This window comes from Thiothrix winogradskyi (genome assembly GCF_021650935.1).
Classification (GTDB): Bacteria; Pseudomonadota; Gammaproteobacteria; order Thiotrichales; family Thiotrichaceae; genus Thiothrix; species Thiothrix winogradskyi.
The window spans coordinates 3,748,353-3,772,976 of sequence record NZ_CP091244.1 but is presented as its reverse complement, the minus strand read 5'-3'; the positions used below and the strand labels follow the sequence as shown (position 1 = coordinate 3,772,976).

The 24,624-nt window shown below is 52.7% G+C and carries 23 protein-coding genes; 19 read left to right on the top strand and 4 right to left on the bottom strand.

All coding sequences use genetic code 11. The features are described 5' to 3' along the window. Positions 1-58 precede the first annotated feature (58 nt). The 3 genes from L2Y54_RS18700 to nadB all read right to left on the bottom strand — a co-directional run bounded on the left by L2Y54_RS18700 (position 59) and on the right by nadB (position 4,239). A complete protein-coding gene (locus tag L2Y54_RS18700) occupies positions 59-1,204 on the bottom strand; it encodes a cupin domain-containing protein (RefSeq protein ID WP_236498182.1) in 1,146 nt (381 codons plus the stop codon). Continuing rightward, a complete protein-coding gene (purB, locus tag L2Y54_RS18695; RefSeq protein WP_236498180.1) occupies positions 1,205-2,572 on the bottom strand; it encodes an adenylosuccinate lyase in 1,368 nt (455 codons plus the stop codon). It lies immediately after the preceding gene. Positions 2,573-2,640: 68 nt separating this feature from the next. Next, on the bottom strand, positions 2,641-4,239 hold the full coding sequence (gene nadB, locus L2Y54_RS18690; RefSeq protein WP_236498179.1) for an L-aspartate oxidase: 1,599 nt from the start codon (positions 4,237-4,239) through the stop codon (positions 2,641-2,643). Between the two features lie 112 nt (positions 4,240-4,351). Here nadB and rpoE point away from each other — a divergent pair, with 112 nt between their 5' ends. The 14 genes from rpoE (at position 4,352) to acpS (ending at position 15,051) form a co-directional block, all read left to right on the top strand. Continuing rightward, complete coding sequence (gene rpoE, locus L2Y54_RS18685) at positions 4,352-4,927, top strand: RNA polymerase sigma factor RpoE (protein ID WP_236498178.1); 576 nt, start codon at positions 4,352-4,354, stop codon at positions 4,925-4,927. 37 nt (positions 4,928-4,964) lie between these two features. Further along, positions 4,965-5,573 carry a sigma-E factor negative regulatory protein gene (locus tag L2Y54_RS18680; RefSeq protein ID WP_236498177.1) on the top strand — a complete coding sequence of 203 codons (609 nt, stop codon included), beginning with the start codon at positions 4,965-4,967 and terminating at the stop codon, positions 5,571-5,573. Continuing rightward, positions 5,560-6,447, top strand: coding sequence for a MucB/RseB C-terminal domain-containing protein (locus L2Y54_RS18675; RefSeq protein WP_236498176.1), 888 nt, complete (start codon positions 5,560-5,562; stop codon positions 6,445-6,447). The genes L2Y54_RS18680 and L2Y54_RS18675 overlap by 14 nt, the downstream gene beginning before the upstream one ends. An 82-nt stretch (positions 6,448-6,529) precedes the next feature. Continuing rightward, entirely contained in the window at positions 6,530-7,012 is a 483-nt protein-coding gene (locus L2Y54_RS18670) for a SoxR reducing system RseC family protein (protein ID WP_236498175.1), read from the top strand. Positions 7,013-7,039: 27 nt separating this feature from the next. Beyond that, a complete protein-coding gene (locus tag L2Y54_RS18665) occupies positions 7,040-8,434 on the top strand; it encodes a Do family serine endopeptidase (protein ID WP_236498168.1) in 1,395 nt (464 codons plus the stop codon). Beyond that, the gene (locus L2Y54_RS18660; protein WP_236498167.1) at positions 8,421-8,678 is read left to right on the top strand and encodes a glutaredoxin family protein; all 258 of its coding nucleotides are present in this window, start codon (positions 8,421-8,423) and stop codon (positions 8,676-8,678) included. Before L2Y54_RS18665 ends, L2Y54_RS18660 begins: the two co-directional genes overlap by 14 nt. Further along, positions 8,671-10,476: a translation elongation factor 4 gene (gene lepA, locus L2Y54_RS18655; RefSeq protein WP_236498165.1), complete on the top strand. Its 1,806-nt coding sequence runs from the start codon at positions 8,671-8,673 to the stop codon at positions 10,474-10,476. The genes L2Y54_RS18660 and lepA overlap by 8 nt, the downstream gene beginning before the upstream one ends. A 19-nt stretch (positions 10,477-10,495) precedes the next feature. Continuing rightward, a complete protein-coding gene (lepB, locus tag L2Y54_RS18650; protein WP_236498163.1) occupies positions 10,496-11,254 on the top strand; it encodes a signal peptidase I in 759 nt (252 codons plus the stop codon). Between the two features lie 55 nt (positions 11,255-11,309). Next, positions 11,310-11,690 (top strand): DUF4845 domain-containing protein, encoded by a 381-nt coding sequence (locus tag L2Y54_RS18645; protein ID WP_236498161.1) that lies wholly within the window; start codon positions 11,310-11,312, stop codon positions 11,688-11,690. Continuing rightward, entirely contained in the window at positions 11,687-12,352 is a 666-nt protein-coding gene (gene rnc / locus L2Y54_RS18640; protein WP_236498159.1) for a ribonuclease III, read from the top strand. The genes L2Y54_RS18645 and rnc overlap by 4 nt, the downstream gene beginning before the upstream one ends. Continuing rightward, positions 12,349-13,254: a GTPase Era gene (era, locus tag L2Y54_RS18635; protein WP_236498158.1), complete on the top strand. Its 906-nt coding sequence runs from the start codon at positions 12,349-12,351 to the stop codon at positions 13,252-13,254. The genes rnc and era overlap by 4 nt, the downstream gene beginning before the upstream one ends. 3 nt (positions 13,255-13,257) lie before the next feature. Continuing rightward, entirely contained in the window at positions 13,258-13,944 is a 687-nt protein-coding gene (gene recO, locus L2Y54_RS18630; RefSeq protein ID WP_236498157.1) for a DNA repair protein RecO, read from the top strand. Beyond that, a complete protein-coding gene (gene pdxJ / locus L2Y54_RS18625; RefSeq protein WP_236498156.1) occupies positions 13,937-14,671 on the top strand; it encodes a pyridoxine 5'-phosphate synthase in 735 nt (244 codons plus the stop codon). The genes recO and pdxJ overlap by 8 nt, the downstream gene beginning before the upstream one ends. Beyond that, positions 14,668-15,051: a holo-ACP synthase gene (gene acpS, locus L2Y54_RS18620; protein WP_236498155.1), complete on the top strand. Its 384-nt coding sequence runs from the start codon at positions 14,668-14,670 to the stop codon at positions 15,049-15,051. Before pdxJ ends, acpS begins: the two co-directional genes overlap by 4 nt. On the opposite strand, the gene L2Y54_RS18615 is transcribed toward acpS, so the two are convergent. Then, positions 14,971-16,899 carry an ATP-binding protein gene (locus tag L2Y54_RS18615; protein WP_236498154.1) on the bottom strand — a complete coding sequence of 643 codons (1,929 nt, stop codon included), beginning with the start codon at positions 16,897-16,899 and terminating at the stop codon, positions 14,971-14,973. The two genes, acpS and L2Y54_RS18615, sit on opposite strands and share 81 nt — an antisense overlap. Before the next feature lie 145 nt (positions 16,900-17,044). Here L2Y54_RS18615 and cysM point away from each other — a divergent pair, with 145 nt between their 5' ends. Genes cysM through L2Y54_RS18590 form a run of 5 tightly spaced genes read left to right on the top strand, consistent with a single transcriptional unit; the run spans position 17,045 to position 24,590 of the window. Next, the gene (gene cysM, locus L2Y54_RS18610; RefSeq protein WP_236498152.1) at positions 17,045-17,938 is read left to right on the top strand and encodes a cysteine synthase CysM; all 894 of its coding nucleotides are present in this window, start codon (positions 17,045-17,047) and stop codon (positions 17,936-17,938) included. 6 nt (positions 17,939-17,944) lie between these two features. Further along, positions 17,945-19,384 carry a DUF3375 domain-containing protein gene (locus L2Y54_RS18605; RefSeq protein ID WP_236498151.1) on the top strand — a complete coding sequence of 480 codons (1,440 nt, stop codon included), beginning with the start codon at positions 17,945-17,947 and terminating at the stop codon, positions 19,382-19,384. 9 nt (positions 19,385-19,393) lie between these two features. Beyond that, positions 19,394-19,990, top strand: a complete 597-nt coding sequence (locus tag L2Y54_RS18600; RefSeq protein WP_236498150.1) for a DUF4194 domain-containing protein — start codon at positions 19,394-19,396, stop codon at positions 19,988-19,990. Further along, entirely contained in the window at positions 19,980-21,212 is a 1,233-nt protein-coding gene (locus L2Y54_RS18595) for an RNA-binding domain-containing protein (protein WP_236498149.1), read from the top strand. The genes L2Y54_RS18600 and L2Y54_RS18595 overlap by 11 nt, the downstream gene beginning before the upstream one ends. Continuing rightward, positions 21,213-24,590, top strand: coding sequence for an ATP-binding protein (locus tag L2Y54_RS18590; RefSeq protein ID WP_236498148.1), 3,378 nt, complete (start codon positions 21,213-21,215; stop codon positions 24,588-24,590). Positions 24,591-24,624 lie beyond the last annotated feature (34 nt).

Here is a 24,624-nt window from a genome sequence, read left to right as displayed (position 1 = left end):
TTATGTATCATGATGATAATTATAGAAAAACTTTTAAACAAAACAATGCTTGGCTTGGTCACTTTTTTATCGAGAAAATACCGTTGGTCAGGAGTTCTTGTAGCGTGTCAAAACAGGAGGAGTCGCTTAAAAAATATGAATAATCTTTGTGCAATAGCATGGCTGACCGGCAAAGGTATTCAATAAATTGAAGGTGTTGGCTATCTATGCAGTAATGATTGCCGTTCGTAAATAGATGTATGTCGCTGCCTAATTGAAAGTACAGCATCCGTGCATCCAGTGATTTTTCAAAGCGTTTTTTATGCCGAATCAAGCGGCTAAGTTCCGCTCGGCTGATGGGTTCTGCTTCACAGGGTTGTGCGCCTGCCTTGGGTGTTGTTAAGTATTTTCCTACCCAGCGCTGCAACGATTGTTCATCTTGTGGCAGTGCATCGACCACAAAATCAATCAACCTATCCATATCAGCAGCGGTTAACTCACCGGGATTGGCTTGTGGTGTGCGCTCTGAATCCGTGAAACGTTGTTGTAAACGCGCATCTTCCAGCGAGTCTTCGAGCAGTTTTTCCAACATATCGGCTTGTGAGGGAGCGCGGAAACCGATGGAATAGGTCATGCATTCGTTCAGCGCAACCCCGTAGTGCGGCACATTCGGGGGCAGATACAGTAAATCACCCGGCTCGACAATCCATTCCTGTTCGGCTTGGAAATCGCTCATAATGCGTAATTCCAAATCAGGCAGGAAATTGTCAGGGTGAGCGGGTTGGGTGGTGATTTGCCAGCGGCGTTGCCCTTGCGCTTGCAGCAGGAAAACGTCGTAGGCATCCACATGCGGGCCTACCGAGCCGCCTTCCACCGCAAAGCTGATCATCAAATCGTCGATGCGCCAGTCGGGGATGAAGCGAAACGGTTCCATCACGGCTTTTAATTCAGGCAAATGCTGGTCGGTGTCGTTGACCAGCAATGTCCAATGCGTTGCAGGCAGGTTGCTGAAATCGTCATCGTCGAATGCGCCGTGGCGCACTTCCCACGGGTGTGCGCCGCCTTGTTCGATGACAATGCGGGCCGTATCGGTTTCACACGCCAAGCCCGCGAGTTCGTCTTGCGTGATGGGCGATTGGAAATTGGGGAAGGCTTGGCGGATCAGCAGGGGCTTTTTTTGCCAGTAATCGCGCAGAAACTCTTCAGCAGAAATATCACCAAACATTTAAACCGCCTTAGCTTGCGCAATGGCATTGCCGATGTAAGTTGCTGGTGTCATGGCTATCAACGCATCTTTGGCTTCCTGCGGCATATCCAGCGCATTGACGAATTCACGTAAGCCTTCGGGGGTAATGCGTTGCCCACGGGTCAGGGCTTTGAGTTTTTCATACGGCTGTTCGATACCGTAGCGGCGCATCACAGTTTGGATGGGTTCGGCGAGCACTTCCCAGTTGGCATCAAGGTCGGCGGCGGTGCTGGTAACGTTGACTTCGAGTTTGCTGATACCTTTTAAGGCGGATTGGTAGGCAATTAAGGAATGCCCCAAGCCGACACCGAGGGTGCGCAATACGGTAGAGTCGGTAAGGTCGCGCTGCCAGCGTGAAATCGGCAGTTTTTGTGCCAAATGCGTCATTAGTGCATTGGCAATGCCGAGGTTGCCTTCGGCGTTTTCAAAGTCGATGGGGTTGACTTTGTGCGGCATGGTGGAAGAACCGACTTCGCCCGCGATGACTTTTTGCTTGAAATGCCCTAGGGAAATGTAGCTCCACACGTCGCGGCAGAAGTCGATCAGGATGGTGTTGAAGCGGACTACCGCATCGAAGGTTTCGGCGATGTAATCGTGCGGCTCGATTTGGGTGGTGTACGGGTTCCAGGTTAAGCCGAGGGAGGTGACGAATTGTTCAGCGGTGGCTTGCCAGTCAATGTCGGGGTAGGCGCTGAGGTGCGCGTTGTAGTTGCCGACTGCGCCGTTGATTTTGCCGAAATAGTGCGTGGCTAGAATCTGTTGCTGTTGGCGTTGCAGGCGGTAGGCGGTATTCGCCATTTCTTTGCCCAAGGTGGTCGGGGTGGCGGGTTGCCCGTGGGTGCGTGACAGCAGCGGAATCTCGGCGTAATCGTGCGCGAGTTGGCGGATTGCGCCGATGGTGGCGGCGAGCTCTGGTTGAATCACCTGTTCCATGCCGCCTTTGAGCATCAGGGCGTGGGAGAGGTTGTTAATGTCTTCGGAGGTGCAGGCGAAGTGGATGAATTCGCTGACGGCTTCCAGTTCGGCTTGCCCGGCGATTTTTTCCTTGAGGTAATACTCGACCGCTTTCACGTCGTGGTTGGTGGTGCGCTCGATGGCTTTGACGCGCAGCGCGTCTGTTTCACCAAAGTTGCTGAGGATGCTTTCTAAAAAGGCGTTGGTGTCGGCAGAAAAGGCGGGGACTTCGCTGATTTGCGGATGTGCTGCCAGCATTTGCAACCAACGGATTTCCACGAGGACGCGGTGGTAAATCAAGCCATATTCGCTGAACCACGGGCGTAACGCCGCTGTTTTGCTGGCGTAACGCCCGTCAGTGGGGGAAAGAGCGGTGAGTGCAGAAAGTTCCATGCCGTATCCTGAAGCCAAAAGTCTGAAAGGCTGGGATTGTACCGCAAATTCATCGGGTGTTAAGTCTGTTAATGCGCATGGTAGGTCGTGATTGGGTCTAAAATCGTCGGAATCCCCTCTAATTTAACGTTGGTCTTCGGATAATCCAGCGTGTAATGCAAGCCACGGCTTTCAGGGCGATTGATCGCTGAGCGAATAATTAGCCAAGCCACTAGTGCCAGATTGCGCAATTCGATTAAATCGCTGGTGACACGGAAATTCGCATAGTATTCGTCAATCTCACGTAGCAATAATTCAATCCGATGTTGCGCCCGTTGCAAGCGTTTGGTGGTGCGTACAATGCCCACGTAGTCCCACATAAAGCGGCGAATTTCATCCCAGTTATGCGTAATGACCACGCGCTCGTCCGAATCCGTGACGCGGCTTTCATCCCAGTTGGGGATCGGTAAATCGAGCGCCGGTTCTTGCAGGTGTTGCATAATGTCTTGCGCTGCTGATTTGCCATACACCAAACATTCCAATAAGGAATTGCTGGCAAGTCGATTTGCGCCATGTAACCCGGTGTAGGAGGCTTCGCCGATGCAATACAGCGCATCCACATCCGTGTGCCCGTTGTGATCAACCATCACCCCGCCACAGGTGTAATGCGCCGCTGGCACCACCGGCACGGGTTGTTTGCTCATGTCATAGCCAAACTGTTCACACGTCGCATACACATTCGGAAAATGGCTGAGGATGAATTCACGCGGTTTATGGCTAATATCAAGGTAAACGCAATCCAGCCCCAGCCGTTTCATTTCATGGTCAATGGCGCGAGCCACGATGTCACGCGGGGCGAGTTCCGCACGCGGGTCGAAACGCGGCATGAAACGACTGCCATCGGGCAGTAATAAACGCCCACCTTCGCCGCGCACCGCTTCGGTGATCAAGCTGGATTTGGCTTGTGGGTGATACAAGCATGTGGGGTGAAATTGCATGAATTCCATATTGGCAACGCGGCAACCGGCACGCCACGCCATCGCGATACCGTCGCCACTTGTGCCGTCGGGGTTGCTGGTGTACAGGTAAACTTTGCTTGCGCCACCTGTTGCCAACACGGTGAAACGCGCTTGCAAGGTTTGAATGCGCTTGGCTTTGCGATTGAGCACATACGCGCCAATACAGCGGTTACTACGATGCCCTAGTTTGCGAGAAGTGATTAAATCAACCGCAATGTGATGCTCTAATAAGGTAATGTTGCTGCACTGACGCACTTTGCCAACCAAGGTGTGTTCGATCGCAGCGCCACTGGCATCGGCGGCGTGGGCAATGCGGCGGTGGCTATGCCCGCCTTCGCGAGTCAGGTGCAAACGGTTTTCATCATTTTCTTCGCGAGTGAACGGTACACCAGCCTCCAGCAGCCATTTGATCGAGCTGGCACCATTTTCCACGGTAAAACGCACAGCAGATTCATCGCATAAGCCTGCACCTGCGTTGAGGGTGTCTTCAATGTGCGAATCGACGCTATCCGTGGCATCCAAAACCGCTGAAATGCCGCCTTGGGCGTAGACGGTGCTACCTTCGGTGAGCACGTCTTTGCTCAATACCGCGATCTTGCAGTCGTCGGGTAGGCTAAGTGCTAGGGTCAGACCAGCCGCACCACTACCGATGATTAAAACATCATACATATTTATCTCGCTTATTCCTGTGCGGAATTGATCAGGTTTAACTATTCTAATCTTGCTGTATGGCATGTAGCATATAGTCTTAGTGAGATAATAACCAAGGAGTAAGGCCCTTATGGGCATGAGCCTAACCGATCTCGAACTGGTACAACGCGTCCAGTCGGGGGATAAAAGATCATTTGACGTGTTGGTGTTGAAATATCAGCACAAGGTTATCAGCCTTGTGTTGCGCTATGTTCATGACCACGATACCGCTCAGGATGTCGCGCAAGAAGCTTTCATTAAAGCCTATAAAGGACTGAAGAATTTTCGGGGTGAGAGCGCTTTTTATACATGGTTGTACCGCATTGCGATCAATAGTGCCAAAAATTATTTGGTCTCCCAAAACCGCCGTTTGCCGGATAACGATATTGATGCACATGAAGCGGAACAATTTGAGGGTGACTCGGCTCTAAAGGAATATGCTACTCCCGAACGCGAGTTGCTGACCGCAGAGATTCAGGCCACCGTGTCAAAAGCCATTGATGATTTGCCGGAAGATTTGCGTACTGCGATCATGCTGCGGGAGCTGGAAGGCATGAGCTATGAAGAAATTGCAGAGACAATGGACTGTCCAATAGGTACTGTACGCTCACGGATTTTCCGGGCGCGTGAGTCGATTGATAAAGTATTGAGACCCTTACTTGGCTAAAACCTCCGAGAGTAGTGTCTCAGGTGCAGGTGAAATTATGAATACCAGTAAAGAAGAATTCTTGTCGGCGTTTATTGACGACGAGAGCGGTGAATTTGAGCGGCGTCGTTTGCTTGATGAGCTGAAAAAAGACGACGCATTAGGGCAAACCTTGTCACGCTACGCCTTTATCGGCGAGACCATGCGTGCCAGCAAAGGGCAACCGATGGGGCAGGGTGTTTCCTTGTTATCCCGCATTCAAGAGGAATTGGCGGATGAGCCAGCCTATGAGCAGGATAACGTCGTGCCAATGCCAGCTCGCGCTAATGCCACGGTAACGACTAGTCGCGTACAGGCATATCGTTGGTTTGGCATGGGGATGGCGGCAACTGTGGCAGCCGTTGCGGTGGGGGGCTTGTTGTTTTTCAACCAGCCCACGACCCCGGATGCCTCAATGGCAGCAGCGTTACCCGCTAGTGCACCCGTGAGTGTGGCGGCAACAACACCCACGATGGTGGCGGATGCGGATACGCGCATTCAGCAAGTCGGGCGGGTTGACCCACAAACCCGTGACATTTTGAAACAGTACGTGGAGAAGCATGTGAAATATGCGTCAACCACGGTGATTGCACCATCTATTCGGGCGGCTTCTTATGCTAACGATTAAGCACACGGTTTCCATCGCAGTTTTGGCGGGGGTATTGGCGTGGTCTACCCCCAGCTTGGCGAATGAGGCGGGGGATTTGCTGGCAAAAATGCGCAACGCCGTCCATACCTTGGATTACACCGGAACCTTGGTGTATTCACAGGGCAATGAGCTTTCCAATTACCAGATTAGCCATACGGTGGAAAATGGTGCGGAAAAGGAAAGTGTGGTGCGTTTAGCCCAAGGCGCAAGTGCCAGTGATGCGGATGCGGAAAGTTTTTCATTGGCAAAGTTCCAGCAAGTCCAGCCACAGATGGAGGCCGTTTATGCGTTGGATTTAGGTGGGCAGGAATTTGTTGCCAACCGCAGTTGCCAGATCATTGTGGCGCGTCCACGTGACAAAATGCGTTACTTGCAGCGTTATTGCATTGAGCCAGAAACTGGCATGTTGTTGAAATATTCATTGGTGGATCGTTCGCACCGTACTGTTGAGCAATTGATGTTTACCACCTTGGATATTGCTGTGCCTGCTCAGGCTACGGCGTTGCCACCGCCAGTACAACCGAACCCGGCAATGCCCGCTGCGCTGCCTCCCGCCACGGATTGGGTGTTTGCATCATTACCGGCAGGCTTCCAGCAGGTGCAGGATTTACGGCAGGAGGGCATTAATGGTCAGCCACCGATCCGGCAAATCATTTTGTCCGATGGAATGACTTCTGTGTCGGTTTTCATTGCCCCGCCGGGTGCTCCCAGTATGTTGGATAGTATTGGTATTTCCTCTGGTGCGATGAATATTTATGCAACTGAAGTGGCGCAGCATCAAGTGACGCTGGTGGGAGAAGTTCCGGCGCTGACCCTGCAACGCATCAGTGAAAACTTGCAATATGCCCGCTGAACAAAAAGCTATCGTGATTAAGTTTGTGTCAAGTTCTACTGCGTATAATGGCGAAAAAGCATTAGAACAGAGGGCGCAGCGTATGATTGAGCAAACAGCAGTAGTGGTCAGTGTCGATTCGGGTTATGCATGGATTCTTCCGCAACAAAAAGCGGGGGGGTGCGGTGGTTGTGCCACAAAATCCACGTGTTCGACAAGTTCTCCCTTCGGGTTTCTGAATAAGGAACCGCAGAAAATGCGGGTATTGAACCCTTCTTATGCACGACCGGGTGATACTGTCGTGGTTGGGGTGCAAGGTGAAGCTTTGGTGGCTTATTCGCTATTAACTTATATGTTACCCCTAGTCGGCTTAATTCTTATGGCATTGCTGGGGCGTGAATTGTTGGCTTTCATTGGGATCACCAGTGAATGGGCGACTATTTTTAGCGGTCTGGCGGGTTTATTGGGTGGGTTACGGCTTGCCAATCGGGTGGCAGCGCGTTCTTTCCAGTCTGCTGATTTCCAGCCGGTGATTCTGCGCGTTGTCGGGCAGCCGCTGTTTAACGGTGTTACGCCGCTTGCGTAAACCTGACTGTTTTGGGAGTGTCATTCCATGTTGATGCCCTGGTTACGGGGGGCGCTGCTCGCCTGTGTGTTGGCGGCAGCCGGAATGGCGCTTGCCCGTGATTTGCCACAATTCACCGGGCTGGTGAAGCAAAATAGCCCCGCCGTTGTTAATATCAGTACCAAACAAAGCATTTCCCCGCAAAAAATGTTGCCGGATGAATTACGTTCGCCGGAAACAGACGAGCTGTTTGATGAGCTAATGAAGCGCTTTCTTGAGCGTGATGGCAGTGGCGGGCATCCTTTTGATTTTGACAGTAACTCGCGCGGTTCTGGGTTTATTTATTCGCAAGACGGTTACATTGTCACCAATCATCACGTGGTCAAAGACGCGGATGCTATCACGATCAAGCTCAGTGACGGGCGTGAGTTAGCCGCACAATTAGTCGGCAGTGATGAGCGTACCGATATTGCCTTGCTGAAAGTCGCAGCAACCGATTTGCCGGTGTTACGGATGGGCAAGTCAGAAACACTGGAAGTCGGTGAATGGGTGTTGGCGATTGGTTCCCCGTTTGGTTTTGATCACAGTGCCACGGCGGGGATTGTGAGTGCGAAGGGGCGAAGTTTGCCTAACGATAATTACGTGCCGTTTATCCAAACCGATGTGGCGATTAACCCCGGTAACTCTGGTGGGCCTTTATTCAATCTGGCGGGCGAAGTGGTGGGAATCAACTCGCAGATTTACAGCCAATCCGGTGGTTTTATGGGGGTTTCCTTTGCGATTCCAATGGATGTTGCTCAGGGGGTCATTGAGCAGTTGAAGAGCAACGGTGTGGTGTCGCGTGGTTGGATCGGTGTTTATGTGCAGGATATCAGTGCCGATTTGGCAGAATCCTTCGATATGGTTAAACCCGAAGGGGCGTTGGTGGCACAAGTCATGATGACCGGACCTGCCGCACGGGTATTGAATCAGGGGGATGTCATCCTCGCATTTGCGGGTAAGCCGGTTGCTAATGCAGGTGCATTGCCGCCGCTGGTGGGAAATATTCCCATCGGTGAGGTTGTTGCCGTGGAAATTTTGCGCCAAGGCAAACGTGAAACCGTGACCCTGACAGTGAGTGAACAACCTCAGGAAGCCCATAAACCGCTTGAAACCGCCTTGGAACAACAGCCAGCCCCGATGGCAGGTACCTTGGGAATGCAGGTGATTGACACGGAAGCGGGCGTTATGGTCGAGGCTGTGATGGGTGAACCCGCCCGCCGCACCGGTATTGCTGAAGGCGATATTATTGCGCAACTCGATGGCAAACCGATTACGTCTGCTGCTGAATTCAAAACCATTGCTGCTGCATTGGAGGCTGGCAAAACGGTCGCTGTGCTGGTACAACGTGATAATTCGGCACGTTTTCTGGCAATGAAGATCGAGGCAAATGCAAGAGAGTGAAGCAAAAACCCATCTGACCGTGTATTATCGCGTGGGCTGTCATCTCTGTGACGAGATGACAGCCCTTTTGTGTGAGTTTCAGGATGAACTGGAATTCACCTTCGGGCTGGTAGACATCGACGCGGATGCAGAATTAACAGTGCGTTTTAATGCGGATGTCCCAGTAGTGGCATGGGGAGAGCGGATTTTATTCCGGCATTTCTTCGATGAAGCGATTTTGAGGCAAGCATTACAGCATGGGTGAGGCGAACAAGAATATCCGCAACTTTTCGATCATTGCGCATATTGACCACGGTAAATCGACATTATCTGACCGTTTTATCCAATATTGCGGCGGTTTGGAACAGCGGGAAATGGAAGCGCAAGTACTGGATTCAATGGATCTGGAGCGTGAGCGCGGCATTACCATCAAGGCGCAAAGCGTCTCGCTGGATTACAAAGCGCGTAATGGTGAAACCTACCATTTAAACTTTATCGACACACCGGGGCACGTGGACTTTTCTTATGAAGTTTCACGCTCGTTGTCCGCTTGCGATGGCGCGTTGCTGGTGGTGGATGCCTCGCAGGGCGTGGAAGCGCAAAGTGTTGCCAACTGCTACACCGCGATTGACCTGAATCTGGAAGTCGTTCCCGTCCTCAATAAAATTGACTTGCCTGCGGCTGACCCTGACCGTGTGTGCCAAGAAATCGAAGATATTATTGGCATTGATGCATCGGAAGCGATTCACGTCAGTGCCAAGAGCGGCATCGGCATTGAAGACCTGCTCGAACAGTTGGTGCAACGCATTCCGCCACCCGTAGGCGACCCCGATGCGCCGCTAAAAGCCTTGATCATTGACTCGTGGTTCGACAACTACCTCGGCGTAGTGGTGTTGGTGCGGGTGATTGATGGCGAAATCCGCAAAAAAATGAAAATCCGTTTTATGTCCAGCGGACGCGATTTCCAAGTCGAACGTGTCGGCGTGTATACCCCGAAAATGAAAGATTTGGACGTATTGCGGGCGGGTGAAGTGGGTTTCATGATTTCCGGCATCAAGGAAATCGCTGTCGCAAAAGTGGGCGATACGCTGACCGATGCGCAACGTCCCGCCACTGTTCCGTTACAAGGTTTTAAGGAAATTCAGCCGCGTGTTTTCGCCGGTTTGTTCCCGATTGAATCGGACCAGTACGAAAACTTACGTGACGCACTTTCCAAGCTGAAATTAAACGATTCCGCGCTATTCTATGAGCCAGAAACTTCGCAAGCCTTGGGCTTTGGTTTCCGTTGCGGCTTCTTGGGCATGTTGCACATGGAAATTGTGCAAGAGCGTTTAGAGCGTGAATACAACCTCGATCTGATTTCCACCGCGCCGACGGTTATTTACGAAGTCGTGCTGACTAGTGGTGAGAAAAAATTCATCCACAGCCCGTCTGAATTGCCTCCGATTAATAAGTTGGCGGAAATCCGTGAGCCTATCATTGTGGGGACGATTCTCGTGCCGCAAGAGTACGTGGGCAACGTGATTACCCTGTGCATGGAAAAGCGCGGGATGCAGAAAAACATGCAATACATGGGCGCACAAGTATCGCTGACCTTTGAATTGCCGTTAGCCGAAGTGGTCATGGACTTTTTTGACCGCCTGAAATCGTGCAGTCGTGGTTATGCGTCATTCGATTACGCGATGGATCGTTTCGAGCCAGCACCGATGGTGCGCGTTGATGTGCTGGTAAATGGTGAAAAAGTCGATGCTTTGGCACTGATGATTCACCGTGATTTTGCCCAGTCACGCGGGCGCATGTTGGTGGAAAAGATGAAAGACCTGATTCCGCGCCAGATGTACGAAGTGGCGATTCAGGCGGCGATTGGCAGCAATATTATTGCCCGCAGCACCGTCAAAGCGATGCGTAAAGACGTTACCGCGAAATGCTACGGCGGTGACGTGAGCCGCAAGCGCAAATTGCTGGAAAAGCAAAAAGAAGGCAAAAAGCGCATGAAACAGGTGGGTAGTGTGGAAATTCCGCAAGAAGCGTTTCTCGCCGTCTTGAGAGTCAGCGATAAATAAACATTGATAAGGACAAGACATGGATTTTGATCTGGAGTTTTGGTTAGTCACTGCGACCACTGTGACTGGCATCATTTGGTTGCTGTATGCGCTGTTCGCCAAGAAAACAACCGCTGAGCATGAGCCGGTGTTGTTGGAATACGCGCGTTCGTTTTTTCCGGTATTGCTGGCAGTTTTGTTGTTGCGCTCGTTTGTGGCGGAACCGTTTCGGATTCCTTCGGGATCAATGTTACCGACCTTGGAGATTGGCGACTTTATTCTGGTGAATAAGTTTGCGTATGGTTTGCGTTTGCCGGTATTGCATACCAAAATTTTGGACGTGGGCGAACCACAACGCGGTGACGTGGTGGTGTTTCGCTATCCTGATGATCCTTCGATTGATTACATTAAGCGTTTGGTGGGTGTGCCGGGTGATGTGGTCAGTTGGAAGGATAAGACCTTGATTGTGAACGGGGTAGAGTTAAACCGTTCCTTACAGGGTGAGTATTTGCGCCCGGATCAAAGAACCCCACCGTCAATTCATCTGAAAGAAGATTTGCTGGGTGTGGAGCATGATATATTGGTAACGCCCGGTCGTGTTGGCCCCACGGGTTCACAGACCATTCCCCCTGGTCATTATTTGATGATGGGTGACAACCGTGATAACAGCAATGATGGTCGCATGTGGGGTTTTGTCCCTGAGGCTAACGTTGTGGGGAAAGCGACGTTGGTGTGGATGCACATGAACTGGGGTGGTAATGGCTTTAACTTCTCGCGGATTGGCAATGGTATGAATTAGGCTTCGGCTGCGCTCAGCCAGTGAAATTTAATCAATAACAATAAAGGTAAGCAGTATGCGCAAACAAAAAGGTGCAACATTTTTGACATGGGTCGCGGGTGCAGGCTTGGTGATTTTTGCATTTATTACGGGCGTGAAAATTGCACCGTTGTATATGGAGTTTTACACAGTGCGTTCGTTAGTGGATCGGGTGGCGCAGGAGTCTTCCAGCAAGAGTTCGCTTCAACAGATCCGCCGTAAAGTCGATGATTATATGAATGTGAACAGTTTGAACTCCTTATCGTCCAGCGATTTCAAAGTGGAACCTGTGGAAGGCAAGAACAATACCAAAGCACTTGAGATATACTACGAAGTACGTAAGCCGTGGGTGGCTAACATTGATTTTTTGCTGACATTTGAATATTCCAAAGAGCTGGGAGCGGCTGACGATACTTGAACAAATTGACCAAGCTACTGGGTAGCGAATTGATGGCGACGGACACGTTTGTTCGCGCCATCACCCACCGCAGTGCGGAAGGGAAGCATAATGAGCGCATGGAGTTTCTTGGTGATAGCGTGCTTGGGCTAATTATCACCACGGAGCTTTATCAGCGGATTCCACGGGCAAGCGAAGGTTACTTGAGTCGTTTGCGTGCGTCACTGGTGAATGAAAACGCCTTGGCGGGGATTGCAGCGGAACTGGCGATTGGTGATTTCCTGCGCTTAGGGGCAGGTGAACTCAAAAGCGGTGGTTTCCGGCGTAAGTCGATTATTGCGGATGCGTTTGAAGCCTTGATTGGCTGCATTTATCTGGAACAAGGCATGGAGGCGGCGAAACAGTTTGTGCTGACTGCTTACGGTGAGCGGCTGGATAATTTGCCTGCGGAAGACTCGCTCAAAGACCCTAAAAGCCGCTTGCAAGAATTCCTGCAATCACGCGGGCATGACTTGCCTGATTACAACCTGATTGATACGCAGGGCGAAGCGCATCGCCAAACCTTTACGGCAGAATGCGTTATCCCCAAACTCAATATCCGTACCACTGGCACGTCTGGTAGCCGCCGCAAGGCAGAGCAGGAAGCCGCCGGACTCGCATTTCAACAGGTAACAGCCAAATGACAGACACGACCCCTTCTACCCAACGTTGCGGCTATGTCGCCATTGTGGGTCGCCCGAACGTGGGCAAATCCACGCTGATGAACTTGTTGATTGGCTTCAAAGTATCCGCCACGGCGAATAAACCGCAAACCACGCGCCATAGCATTCGCGGCATTTTGACCGAAGACGATTACCAGATGATTTTCGTGGATACGCCGGGGATTCACCGCACTTCCAAGAGCTTGCTGAATAAAACCATCAACCTCGAAGCTGTTGCCGCGCTGGAAGGCGTGGATGCGGTGGTGATGATCGTGGAAGCGCTGAAATGGCAAGATGAAGACGATTTGGTATTGCAACGCTTGGGGCATGTGACTTGTCCTGTGTTTCTGGTTGCCAACAAAGTGGATCGCATCGAGAAAAAAGAACGCCTATTGACTTGGTTGCCGGACGTATTGAAGAAATACCCGTTCAAGGAAATTTTCCCGCTTTCCGCCACCAAAGGCACGAATACTCAACAACTGAAAGCCGCATTAGCGAAAGTCATGCCGCAGCAAGATTGGGTTTACGCTGAAGATGACGTAACCGACCAATCCACCCGTTTTATTTGTGGTGAGTTGATTCGCGAACAGTTGATGACGTATTTGCATCAGGAAATGCCGTATTCCACCGCCATTGAAATCGAAACGTTTGAGGAAAAGCCGAAACTCACTGAAATTAACGCGGTGATTTGGGTGAGCCGTGAAAACCAGAAAGGCATTGTGATTGGCAATCGTGGCGACACCCTCAAGCGCATTGGTAGCTCAGCACGGATTGCGCTGGAAGCATTTCTGGAGCGCAAGGTGATGCTGAAATTGTGGGTGCGGGTGGAAGAGAATTGGGAGAATAGCCCACGGCATTTGCAGAGTTTGGGGATTTCAACCTGAGTGTTGCCGGAGCTTTCCCCAGTCTTCATCTTACGCCGTAACCCCTACCGCGACACCAGCCTATTGCTGGATATGTTTACCCGCGATGCTGGCAAGATCACTTGCGTCGCCAAATTCGGGCAGGGCAAAAACTCACGCTCCAAAGGAATGCTCGAACCCTTCCGCCAACTCGATGCCAGTTGGACGGGCAAGGGCGAAGTCTTCACCCTGTTTAATGCCGAAGAAAAACGCCGTTTCCCGCTCAAGGCTGTTGGATTAATTCGTGCGGTATACGCCAATGAATTGCTGTTGCGTGCCTTGTGGCAACACCAGCCGCAGCCAGAATTATTCGCCCACTACCAGCAAACCCTGTTCCGTCTCGAAAACCCCGCTGACCTACTCGCACTGCCGCTGTTTGAACTGGACGTGCTGGCAATGGCGGGCTATGTTCTCAACCTATGGCACGATGACGCGGAGGGGCATGACATTGAACCCGCGATGCGTTACCGTTTCCGCCCCGACCAGGGTTTGTATGCGGATGCAGGGGAGGGCAAGGGCGTGCCGATTTCCGGCAACTTACTGATTGCCTTGCGCGAACCAGCGGCGATGCACCCCGAACAGCGGTTGGAATTGCGCCATACCCTTGATTACCTGATCCAGATGTTGCTGAAAGGCAAAACCTTGAATGCGAGAAAATTGTTCCATGAATAAGATCGAACTCGGTGTCAATATTGACCACATCGCCACTTTACGCCAAGCACGCGGCACGGTTTACCCCGATTTGCTGGAAGCAGTACGGCTGGTGGAAGACGCTGGCGCACATGCCATTACTATCCATTTGCGCGAAGACCGCCGCCACATTCAGGATGCGGATGTCTATGCGATTCGCCAAATGTGTACGCGCCGCTTGAATCTGGAGCTGGCAGCGACCGATGAAATGGTGGGCATTGCCTGCGACGTATTGCCGAATGATGCGTGCGTCGTCCCCGAAAAGCGTGAAGAGCTGACGACTGAAGGCGGCTTGGATATTATCGGGCAATTCGAGCGCGTGCGCAGCGTGACCCAACGCTTGAATGCGGCGAATATCCGCGTATCGTTGTTTATTGAGCCGGATATTGAACACATTCGCCGTGTACCGGACATTGGTGCACCCGTGATCGAATTGCATACCGGCACGTATGCGAATGCCACGGGCGAAGCCAGACAGCGTGAACTGAACCGTATTCGGGAAGCCACTGAATTTGCACACAGCCTTGGCATTCAAGTGAACGCGGGGCATGGCTTGGATTACCACAATACCCAAGCGATTGCCGCGATTGCCAATATCCGTGAACTCAATATCGGGCATTCGATGGTAGCGCGGGCGGTGTTTGTCGGTATCCGCCAAGCAACCGTGGAAATGCTGGCGTTGATGCAAGTTGCAAGAGCGGGTGCATGACGATCATTGGCATCGGCACAGACATCGTGGAAATCGCCCGACTTGCAGCTACCCTGCAACGCCACCCGCAACGTTTTCCCGAACGCATTTTGCACCCCAACGAGCTGGAACGCTTCACCAGCCAAGCCAATCCGGCAGCATGGTTGGCGAAACGCTTTGCCACCAAAGAAGCACTTGCCAAAGCCCTCGGTACTGGAATTGGCAAAGAAGTGCGCCTGCAAGAAATCGAAACCACCCACGATGTACGCGGCAAACCGCTACTGCAATTGCACGGCGTAACCTTGGAAACTGCCACTGCATTAGGCGTGATTGCTTGCCAGCTCTCGGTCGCTGATGAGCGCAGCCACGCGCTCGCTTTCGTGATTCTGGAGGGGAGCTGACGCGCTCAACCATTGTTGCAATTCCGCAGCCAATGTCGGTGTATCCAACGGTTTACCCAGATGGCTGTTCATCCCGGCTTGCAGGCATTCGGCAATATCGGTTGGCATGGTGTTTGCGGTTAGGGCAATGACCGGAATCGTTGGGTTGCGCACCGCTGCCATGTCTGCGTGAACACTGTGCTGGCGTATATGGCGGCAAGCTTCCAGCCCATCGCACTCTGGCATTTGCACATCCATCAGTACCAGATCGTAGTCGGCATCAATCAGGTGCTGGATAGCCTGCTTACCATTTTCTACGGTATCAATATGGCTTAGGCCTAAACTTTCCAGCATCGCTTGGGCAATGATCTGATTAATCGGATTGTCTTCTGCTAATAAGATGCGGCAACTGGGGTCAAGTGGGGGAAGTTCCGTTGATTGTGGTTTGGATACGGGGGCGGGCGATGTTAGGGTTGCCACTTGATAAGGAATCTCGAACCAGAAGCATGAGCCTTGCCCCGGTTGGCTTTGCATCCCGATGGTGCCTTGCATCAGTTTGACCAATTGCTTGGAAATCGCCAGCCCCAGCCCGGTGCCGCCGTATTTACGCGCGGTTGATGATTCCATTTGTTGGAAACTGCCGAATAGTAACGGCTGTTTTTCAGCAGGGATGCCAATGCCAGTATCCCGAATTTCAAAGCGTAGCCGTGCGCGATCGGGCGTTGGTTTGATGGTTAACGTGACCGTGCCGGTGTCGGTAAATTTGATAGCGTTGCCGAGTAAGTTGAGTAATACCTGTTGGGTGCGGATTTCATCGCCTTTGAGATTAGGGGCAATGCTTGCATCCACCCCAACGCTAAACGCCAAACCTTTTTCTTTAGCACGAATTTCCAGTAAATGCTGTAGGTGCGCCACCATATCGCACAGTGGGTAATTAGTGAGTTCCAATTCCATTTTGCCCGCTTCAATCTTGGAAAAATCCAGCAAATCATTCAGCAGTGCCAGCAACGTTTTACCACTGCGCTGAATCAGGGAAACGTATTGCTGTTGTTCTGCGGTTTTTACCAGCGGGGTCAGCAATTCACTTGCGCCCAGAATACCGTTCATTGGGGTGCGCAGTTCGTGGCTCATGTTCGCGAGAAAATGGCTTTTGGCTTGGTTGGCTATTTCGGCAGACTCCTTGGCGGCGGCCAGTTTGGCGGTCTGTTGCTCCAGTAAATCGTTTTTATACAAAAGCTGGAAGTAATCCTTATGGATGGTTCCACCCATCGCGACGGTAAAAATCCCCAGCAGGAACAAACCCAGTGCGATAATGTAGGCTTCGCTCGTTCCCGTGTACAGCATGACGAGGACAGTGGGCCACAGAATGAAATTGTTGAATAGTGTGAGCAAGAGCTTGTCGGGTGATAAATGGGAAACGGAACCAGCACTGATCATCAGTAATGGCAATAAGATAAGCGTACCATGAATACCTAATCCCACCTGAGATAACGCCCAAGCGGTGAATCCCCCCCAAATGCCGCTGGATAACAACACATTGCTGCGGAATAGGAGCCGCCAGCGGTCAGCATTTTGCGCACAAAGGGCTGTTTGCCGCCGGATGAGAAACAGTCGCCACAGGGTTAGCAAAAACAGGGATAAACCCGTTGCATAAACCAACACGGGGCTGTACTGGGTCAGGTGTGTCCCCTGCACCAGCACCAGCCAACTGACCAGATAGGCAAGCGTTCCCGAAACGGAGCGATGAGCCAAATCACGGTCACGCTGGGCAAGCATGGTGGCTGACACCGCATGACGGTCTGTTTTGGCAGAGGATTCTTGTAGCGTCAATAGGTCAATAGGGGCAGATGTCTCGGTTGCGCTCTTCACATGACTTCCTGTTTATTATGATTATCTGCAAGTTCATGACATTACCCTATTAATAGATCAGGTCAAGCCAAATCCGCCGGAAGGATTGTGCTGCTAAAGCGTGGCAGGTAAGCTGTTTGCCTTCAGACAATAAAGAGTGACGGACATGCATTACCCCACCATTGAAGCCTTCATCGGCAATACCCCGTTGGTACGCCTGCAACGTTTGCCCGGCGCAACCACCAATACCCTTCTCGTTAAGCTGGAAGGCAACAACCCAGCAGGTTCGGTTAAAGACCGCCCTGCCTTGAGCATGATTCAGCGTGCTGAAGAACGCGGCGACATCAAGCCCGGTGACACCTTGATTGAAGCTACCAGCGGCAACACCGGCATTGCTTTGGCAATGGCTGCCGCGATCAAAGGCTACAAAATGGTGCTGATCATGCCCGAAACCATGAGCGCCGAACGCCGTGCTTCCATGAAAGCTTACGGTGCGGAACTGATCATTGTCAGCAAGGCAGCCAGCATGGAAGGCGCACGTGACCTTGCCTTGCAAATGGAACGCGATGGCAAGGGCAAGGTGCTGAACCAGTTTGCCAACGAAGACAATCCGCTGGCACATTTCCATTCCACCGGGCCCGAAATCTGGCGCGATACCCACGGACAGGTGACGCATTTTGTGAGTAGCATGGGTACGACGGGCACGATTATGGGAACGGGGCGTTTCCTCAAGTCCAAGAATCCTGATGTGCAAATCGTGGGCGTGCAACCAGCGACGCAAACGGATCAGATTCCCGGTATCCGTCGCTGGACACCGGAGTATTTGCCGGAAATTTTCCACCGTGATGAAGTTGACCGCGAAATGGATATGAGCCAGCCGGAGGCGGAAGACACCATGCGTCGCCTTGCGTCTGAGGAAGGGATTTTCTGCGGGGTCTCATCGGGCGGGGCAGTGGCAGCGGCGTTGAGGCTTTCTAAAGAAGTCGAGAATGCCACCATCGTGGCGATTATTTGTGATCGGGGCGACCGCTATATTTCTACAGGCGTATTTCCGGCATAGGCACTGATGGATTATTCAACCCTTGATTACCTGCGCAAGCACGACACCACTTGGCGTTTGCTGACGGCAACTCATGCTCCGCTGATCGTTAGTTTCTTGTACGCCACCTTCATCAAACCCAACGAACGTTCGCTGCCGTTTGATCAGGTAAGCACCCAATTGGATGACTACCTGTTCCACCTGCGCGACAGGGAAGGGGAGGGCGCGTTCCCCAAAACCGCTCGCCAATACCTCGACGATTGGGCAAACGGAACCAGCCCTTACTTACGCAAATATTACGTGCAAGGCCGCGACATCCCGCAACTGGATTTGACACCGGGGGCTGAAAAAGCAGTGGAATGGCTGCAAGGCTTGCAACCACGCCAGTTCGTCGGCACCGAATCGCGCCTGATGACGCTCTACCGCCTGTTGCAGGAAATCGTGCAGGAAGCCGAGCAAGACCCCGCCGTTAAAATCGCCGAGTTGGAAAGACAAAAAACGGAGCTGGAACGCCAGATTACCCGCATCCGTTCCGGCCTGGTGGACGCGGCTGACCCGACGCGGATCAAGGAACGCTGGTTTGAAGCCGAAGACACGGCGCGTAAATTGCTGGCAGATTTCCGCCAAGTCGAATACAACTTCCGCACCCTCGATCAGGAAGTGCGTGAACTGATTGCCACCAGCGACAAGCGCAAAGGCGAGTTGCTGGACGAGATTTTCGAGCAGCAGGATTACATCCGTGATTCCGAACAGGGGCGCAGCTTCAATGCCTTCTGGGAGTTTCTGATGTCACCGCAACGCCAGCAGGCACTCGAAAACATGACGACCGCAGCCTTGCAGCAAGAGGCTTTGCGTGAAGTCGATGACCGCCAGTTTTTGCCGCGTATCGGCTATTTCCTGCTGGAAGCGGGCGAAAAAGTGTTCCGCACCAATGCGCAACTGGCTGAACAATTACGCAAGTATTTGGCGGATCAGGCGTGGATGGAAGATAAGCGCATCCTGCAATTGATTCGGGGTATTGAAAAGTCCGCAGTGGCAATGCGCAACTCCCCGCCGGAGACGGATATTTTTCGCCAGTTTGCCACACTGGATCAGCCGCGTTTAGCGATTGATTTGGTGATGGAACGCAGCCTGTTCGAGCCAAAAACCAAAGTAGCACTGGCAGCAGTGAAGCTGGAGGAAGCCGATGAATCCGTCGATGTACAAGCACTTTACAATCAGCATTGGGTGGACGAAGCCCGTTTGCGCGGCAATATCCGCCGCCTGTTGCACGAGTATTCGCAGGTCAGTTTGGCGGAAGTGTTGCAACAGTATCCGCTGCAACAGGGCTTGGCGGAACTGGTTGCCTATTTGAACCTTGCCAGCAAGGATGCCAAAGCGGCGGTGGATGAGTCCGTCGAAGAGGTGCTGCCGTTAGGTGATGCAGGGCGCACGGTGCGCTTGCCGCGTATCCTGTTTACCCGTTAGAGTGAAACTATGACTGAAACCCAAACCCCCAACCTAGCCCCCGTCCTGATTCAGCTTTTCAAAGGCGTGGTCTACGCCGACCAGCACCCGCGTCTGTGGCAAGCATTGCTGGAATTGCAAGCCGCCGTGCGCGATTACATCCGCATTCTCGGCTTAACCCTGTATTTCGATGAAACCGAAGGCTACGCTTTCCTGCGCCAGCAAGACACCGAAACCGACGATGAAGACAGCCCCGATACCCCGCGTCTGGTCGCCAAACGCACCCTCACGTACCCCGTCAGCCTGCTGCTGGCTCTGCTGCGCAAACGTCTTGCCGAACAGGATGCCACGGGTGGTGACAGCCGCGTGGTGCTGGAACGCGCCCAAGTTGTCGAAATGATGCGCGTGTTCATGCCCGAACATAGCAACGAAGCCAAAACCATCGACCAGATCAACATCGCCATCAACAAAGTGATCGAATACGGCTTTTTGCGCACCCTCAAACAGCAGGACGACATGCTTGAAATCCGCCGTATCCTCAAAGCCTTCGTCGATGCGCAATGGCTGGGCGAACTCGACACCAAACTCAAAACCTATACGGTTTTAACTGAGGTTAATGATGCTTAAATCAGAGTTGTTAGAAATGATTACTAACGGTGAGAACTCCGGGATTGAGTTCAAACGGGACGATATTCGCCCTGAGCAATTAGCCAAGGAAATTGTTGCGCTGGCTAACTTTCAGGGTGGCAGGATACTTCTTGGTGTCGAGGACGATGGGACTGTCTCTGGTCTGCAACAACCCAATACTCAGGAATGGGTGCTGAACGTATTCCGCGACAAGGTTTTTCCGCAAATCATCCCGTTCTATGAGGAATTGAAAATACCGGAACGGGTTGCCGTTATCACCATTGCCCCCGGTATTTCCAAGCCTTACATGTTGAAGCATAACAACCGCGAGGAAGTGTATATCCGTATGGGAGACCGTTCGGAACTGGCTTCCCGTGAACAGCAATTGCGCTTGTTTGAAAGTGGCGGTTTGCTACATGTTGAGGTGCTTCCGGTGGCGGGAACGTCATTGACCGATCTTGATCTGGAACGCTTGAATTATTATCTGGCGGGTATTATCAGGGATCCCGAAATTCCCATCACCAATGCTGAATGGATAGAACGCTTATTGGGGCTTGGTCTGATGGCCTCTGATGGTTTGGGGAATACGGTTTGTTCCATTGCAGGTTTGCTGTGTTTTGGTATTAAACCCCGCCGTTTCCTCCGGCAATCCGGTTTGCGCGTGATGGCATTTGCCGGGACAGACAAGGAGTATCAGGCACGGCTGGATATTGTGTTGGATGCGCCGCTGGTTGGCCGTTGGAAAATGGATGACCGTGGTAAAAAACAGTTGGTCGATGATGGTTTGATCGAGAAGTTTGCCGCTGCTATCGAACCCTTTATCACCGAGGAATCGGCAGAAATTGACCAGTACATGCGCCGCGAAAAAACGTGGCTATACCCTTGGGAAGCGGTGCGTGAGACAGTTATCAACGCGCTGGCGCATCGTGATTGGACACGGGCAGTGGATATAGAAGTGACCTGTTACGCAGACCGTTTGGAGGTCATCAGTCCCGGCAAAATGCAAAACTCCATGACGGTCACAAAAATGATTGCAGGGCAGCGTTCGCCGCGTAATCCGCTGATGATGGAAATTTTACGGGATTATGCTTACGTCGATTCACGGGGCATGGGGGTGAGAACCAAAGTCATACCGCTCATGCGGCAGATTAACCATTCTGACCCGGTTTTTGAACACACCGAAGATTTTCTCAAGACAACGCTTTACCGGTTAGGTGGATAAATGATGCAAGCCCTTTCCCTCGATTTCGCCAGCTACGATACCCAAACCGGCTTCCGCCTGCATCACCTCGAAGTCTACAACTGGGGAACCTTCGACCAACATGTGTGGAAAATTGCCCCGCAAGGCCACAACGCGCTGCTGACCGGCGACATCGGTTCCGGCAAATCGACCTTGGTGGATGCGATCACCACCCTGCTCGTCCCCACCCAGCGCATCACCTACAACAAGGCAGCGGGCGCGGAAGGCAAGGAACGTTCCCTCGGCTCTTACGTGCGCGGCGAATACAAAAGCGAAAAAAACGAACTGGGGCAGGGTGCAAAAGCCGTTGCCCTGCGCGATGAAAAACACTACAGCGTGTTACTCGGCTGGTTCTACAACCCTGGCTTTGCGCAAGGCATGACGCTGGCACAAGTGTTCTGGCTCAAGGAAGGCAGCCGCCAGCCGGAACGCTTTTACGTCACCGCCGAAAACCTACTGACCATCCGCGAACACTTCGCCAACTTCGGCAACGACATCAGCCAATTGCGCAAACGCTTGGCGAAACTGCCCGGCGTGGCGGTCATCGACACCTTCAAGGAATACGCTGCCCGCTTTCGGCGTTATTTCGGCATCCAGTCCGAACAGGCACTCGACCTGTTTTACCAAACCGTGTCAATGAAATCAGTCGGCAATCTGACCGATTTTGTGCGTACCCACATGCTCGAAGACACGGGGGTGGAGCAACAAATTCACAGCCTGTGCCGCGATTTCGACAACCTCAACCGCTTGCACGAAGCGGTATTGAAAGCGCGGCGGCAAATCAGCCTGTTGCAACCGCTGGACAGCAACCTTGCCGATTACACCCAGCTCAGCAGCAGTATCCACGCCCTGCGTGCCGCCCGCGAAGCCTTGGGCTGCTGGTTTGCGGTGCAGGAAGTGGGCTTGCTCACCGAACGCCTGCAAAACCTGCGCCACGATGCTGAACGCCTCAGCCATCGGCGCACCCAGCTTGAAACCAGCATCCAGACCTTGCGCACCCAAGAAGACGATTTGCACCGCAGCATCGAAGACCAAGGCGGGCGGCGTTTGCGTGAACTCGAAAAAGAAATGGCGACGCTGGAAAAAGACCGCATTCGCTGCCAACGCCAGTACGATAACTGGCAGACCAATATCACCCAACTCGGCTTGACGGCTGACTTGAGTGAAGACAATTTCTACCACAACCGCCAGCGCGTCGAAGTGCTGGAGGCTGACATCCAGCAACAGGAACAGCAGTTACAGACCGAACGCGATGATCACGCCATCCGTTTCCGCCAGCAAAATGATCAGCAGCAACAGTTACAAGCGGACATTGACTCGCTGCGCCAACGCAAAAGCAATATCCCGCGCCAAAACCTCGCCATGCGTCAGACCATGCTGGAAGTGCTGAACCTGCCCGAAGAAGACCTGCCATTTGCGGGCGAATTGCTGCAAGTGGACGAAACCGAACGGGTTTGGGAAGGGGCTGCCGAGCGTGTCTTGCACAATTTCGGCTTGAGCCTGTTAGTGCCGGAACGCCATTGCGAGCGCGTCAGCCACTACGTCGAACAGACCCATTTGCACGGGCGGCTGGTGTATTACCGTGTGCAAACCTCCAGCACCTCGCGCCGTGGCGAACTCGACCCGCAATCGCTGGTACGCAAGCTGCGCATCAAAGCCGACAGCGAATTTTACCCTTGGCTGGAACACGCGCTGCACGAACGCTTTGACTACCATTGCGCCACCGACATGCCCGATTTTCGTCGTCACCACCAAGCCCTGAGCCAAAACGGACAGGTCAAAGGCGGTGGGCAACGCCACGAAAAAGACGACCGCCACAATTTGCACGACCGTTCCCGCTACGTGCTGGGCTGGAGCAACCGCGACAAATTGCAGGCACTGGAAGCGCAGGCCGAAGCCCTGATTCAGCAAATTCACCAGACAGCCGATGTATTGTCACAGGTCGAACGTCAACGCCAAGGTTTGCGCCAACAGCAAAACGCGCTACGTGATGTGCAAAAGGTACGCGATTTCAGCGAGATTGACTGGCATACCCCGGCACGCGCCATTCAGTGTGTGCGCGAAGAACAGCAGCGCATCGAGAACAGTTCCGACATTCTGCAAAGCCTGCAAGCGCAATTGCAAACCAGCCGCCAGCAACGCGAAGATGCCGACCGCAAGCACAGCGAGGTGTTGCTGGAACAAGGCACACTGAACAATAAAATCATCAATGCGGAAGATGAACAGGCTCGCGCTACCGAACAAGCTGCTTTGTTGCCCGCCACCGCGTTGGCACAACACCACGGCTTGCTGGAACACTGGCGGCAACAGGTGTTGGGTGATACAGCGTTCAACTTGCGCAGTCTGGGCAAGCAGCAAAGCGACATCCGCAGCGCGATGCAGGCGCAACTCGATAGCGATGAAGGCAAAAACCGGCGGTTATCGCAGAAAATCGTCCAGCAAATGCAGGATTACAAGCGCGATTACCCCGCAGACACCAGCGAAGTGGATGCCAGTCTTGAATCAGCGGGCGAATTCCAGCGCATGTTGGCGGTGCTGCAAAGCGAAGACCTGCCGCGCCACGAACAGAAATTCAAGTCGATGCTGAATGAGCAAACCATTCAGGGCATTGTGATGTTGCAAAACCAGTTGGAAAAGGAACGCCGCGCCATCGACGACAAACTCGATGCGATCAACCGTTCCTTGCAGGGCATCGAATACAACGCGGGGACGTACATCTTGTTGTTGCCGACCCCGACACAGGACGCGGAAGTGCGCGATTTCCGGGCGGATTTGCGCCAATGCCTGAGCCACAGCCTTGACGATGACGAGATGTACACCGAAACCCGTTTCCTGCAAGTCAAACACGTCATTGACCGCCTCAACGGGCGCGAAGGCTTCAGCGAGATTGACCGCAAGTGGATGCGCAAAGTCAGCGATGTGCGCAACTGGTATCTGTTTTCGGCGAGTGAACGTTGGCGCGAAGACGACACCGAACGCGAATTTTACAGCGATTCCGCCGGAAAATCGGGCGGGCAAAAGGAAAAGCTGGCGTATACGGTGCTGGCTTCGGCGCTGGCTTACCAGTTCGGGCTGGAATGGGGGCAGGTGCGTTCGCGCTCGTTCCGCTTTGTGGTGATTGACGAAGCCTTCGGGCGCGGCTCGGACGAATCCACCCGCTACGGGCTGGAACTGTTCCGCAAGCTCAATCTGCAACTGCTGATTGTTACGCCGTTGCAGAAAATTCATGTGATTGAGGATTACATTAATTCGGTGCATTTCGTGCATAACGAAGCGGGGCAAAAGTCGCTGGTACGGAATTTGAGTATTGAGGAGTATCGGCGGGAGAAGAAAGCCACCGAGAATTTACTCAGGAGTTAGGGAGTTTTGCTAGAATGATGCAATATTGGAAGAA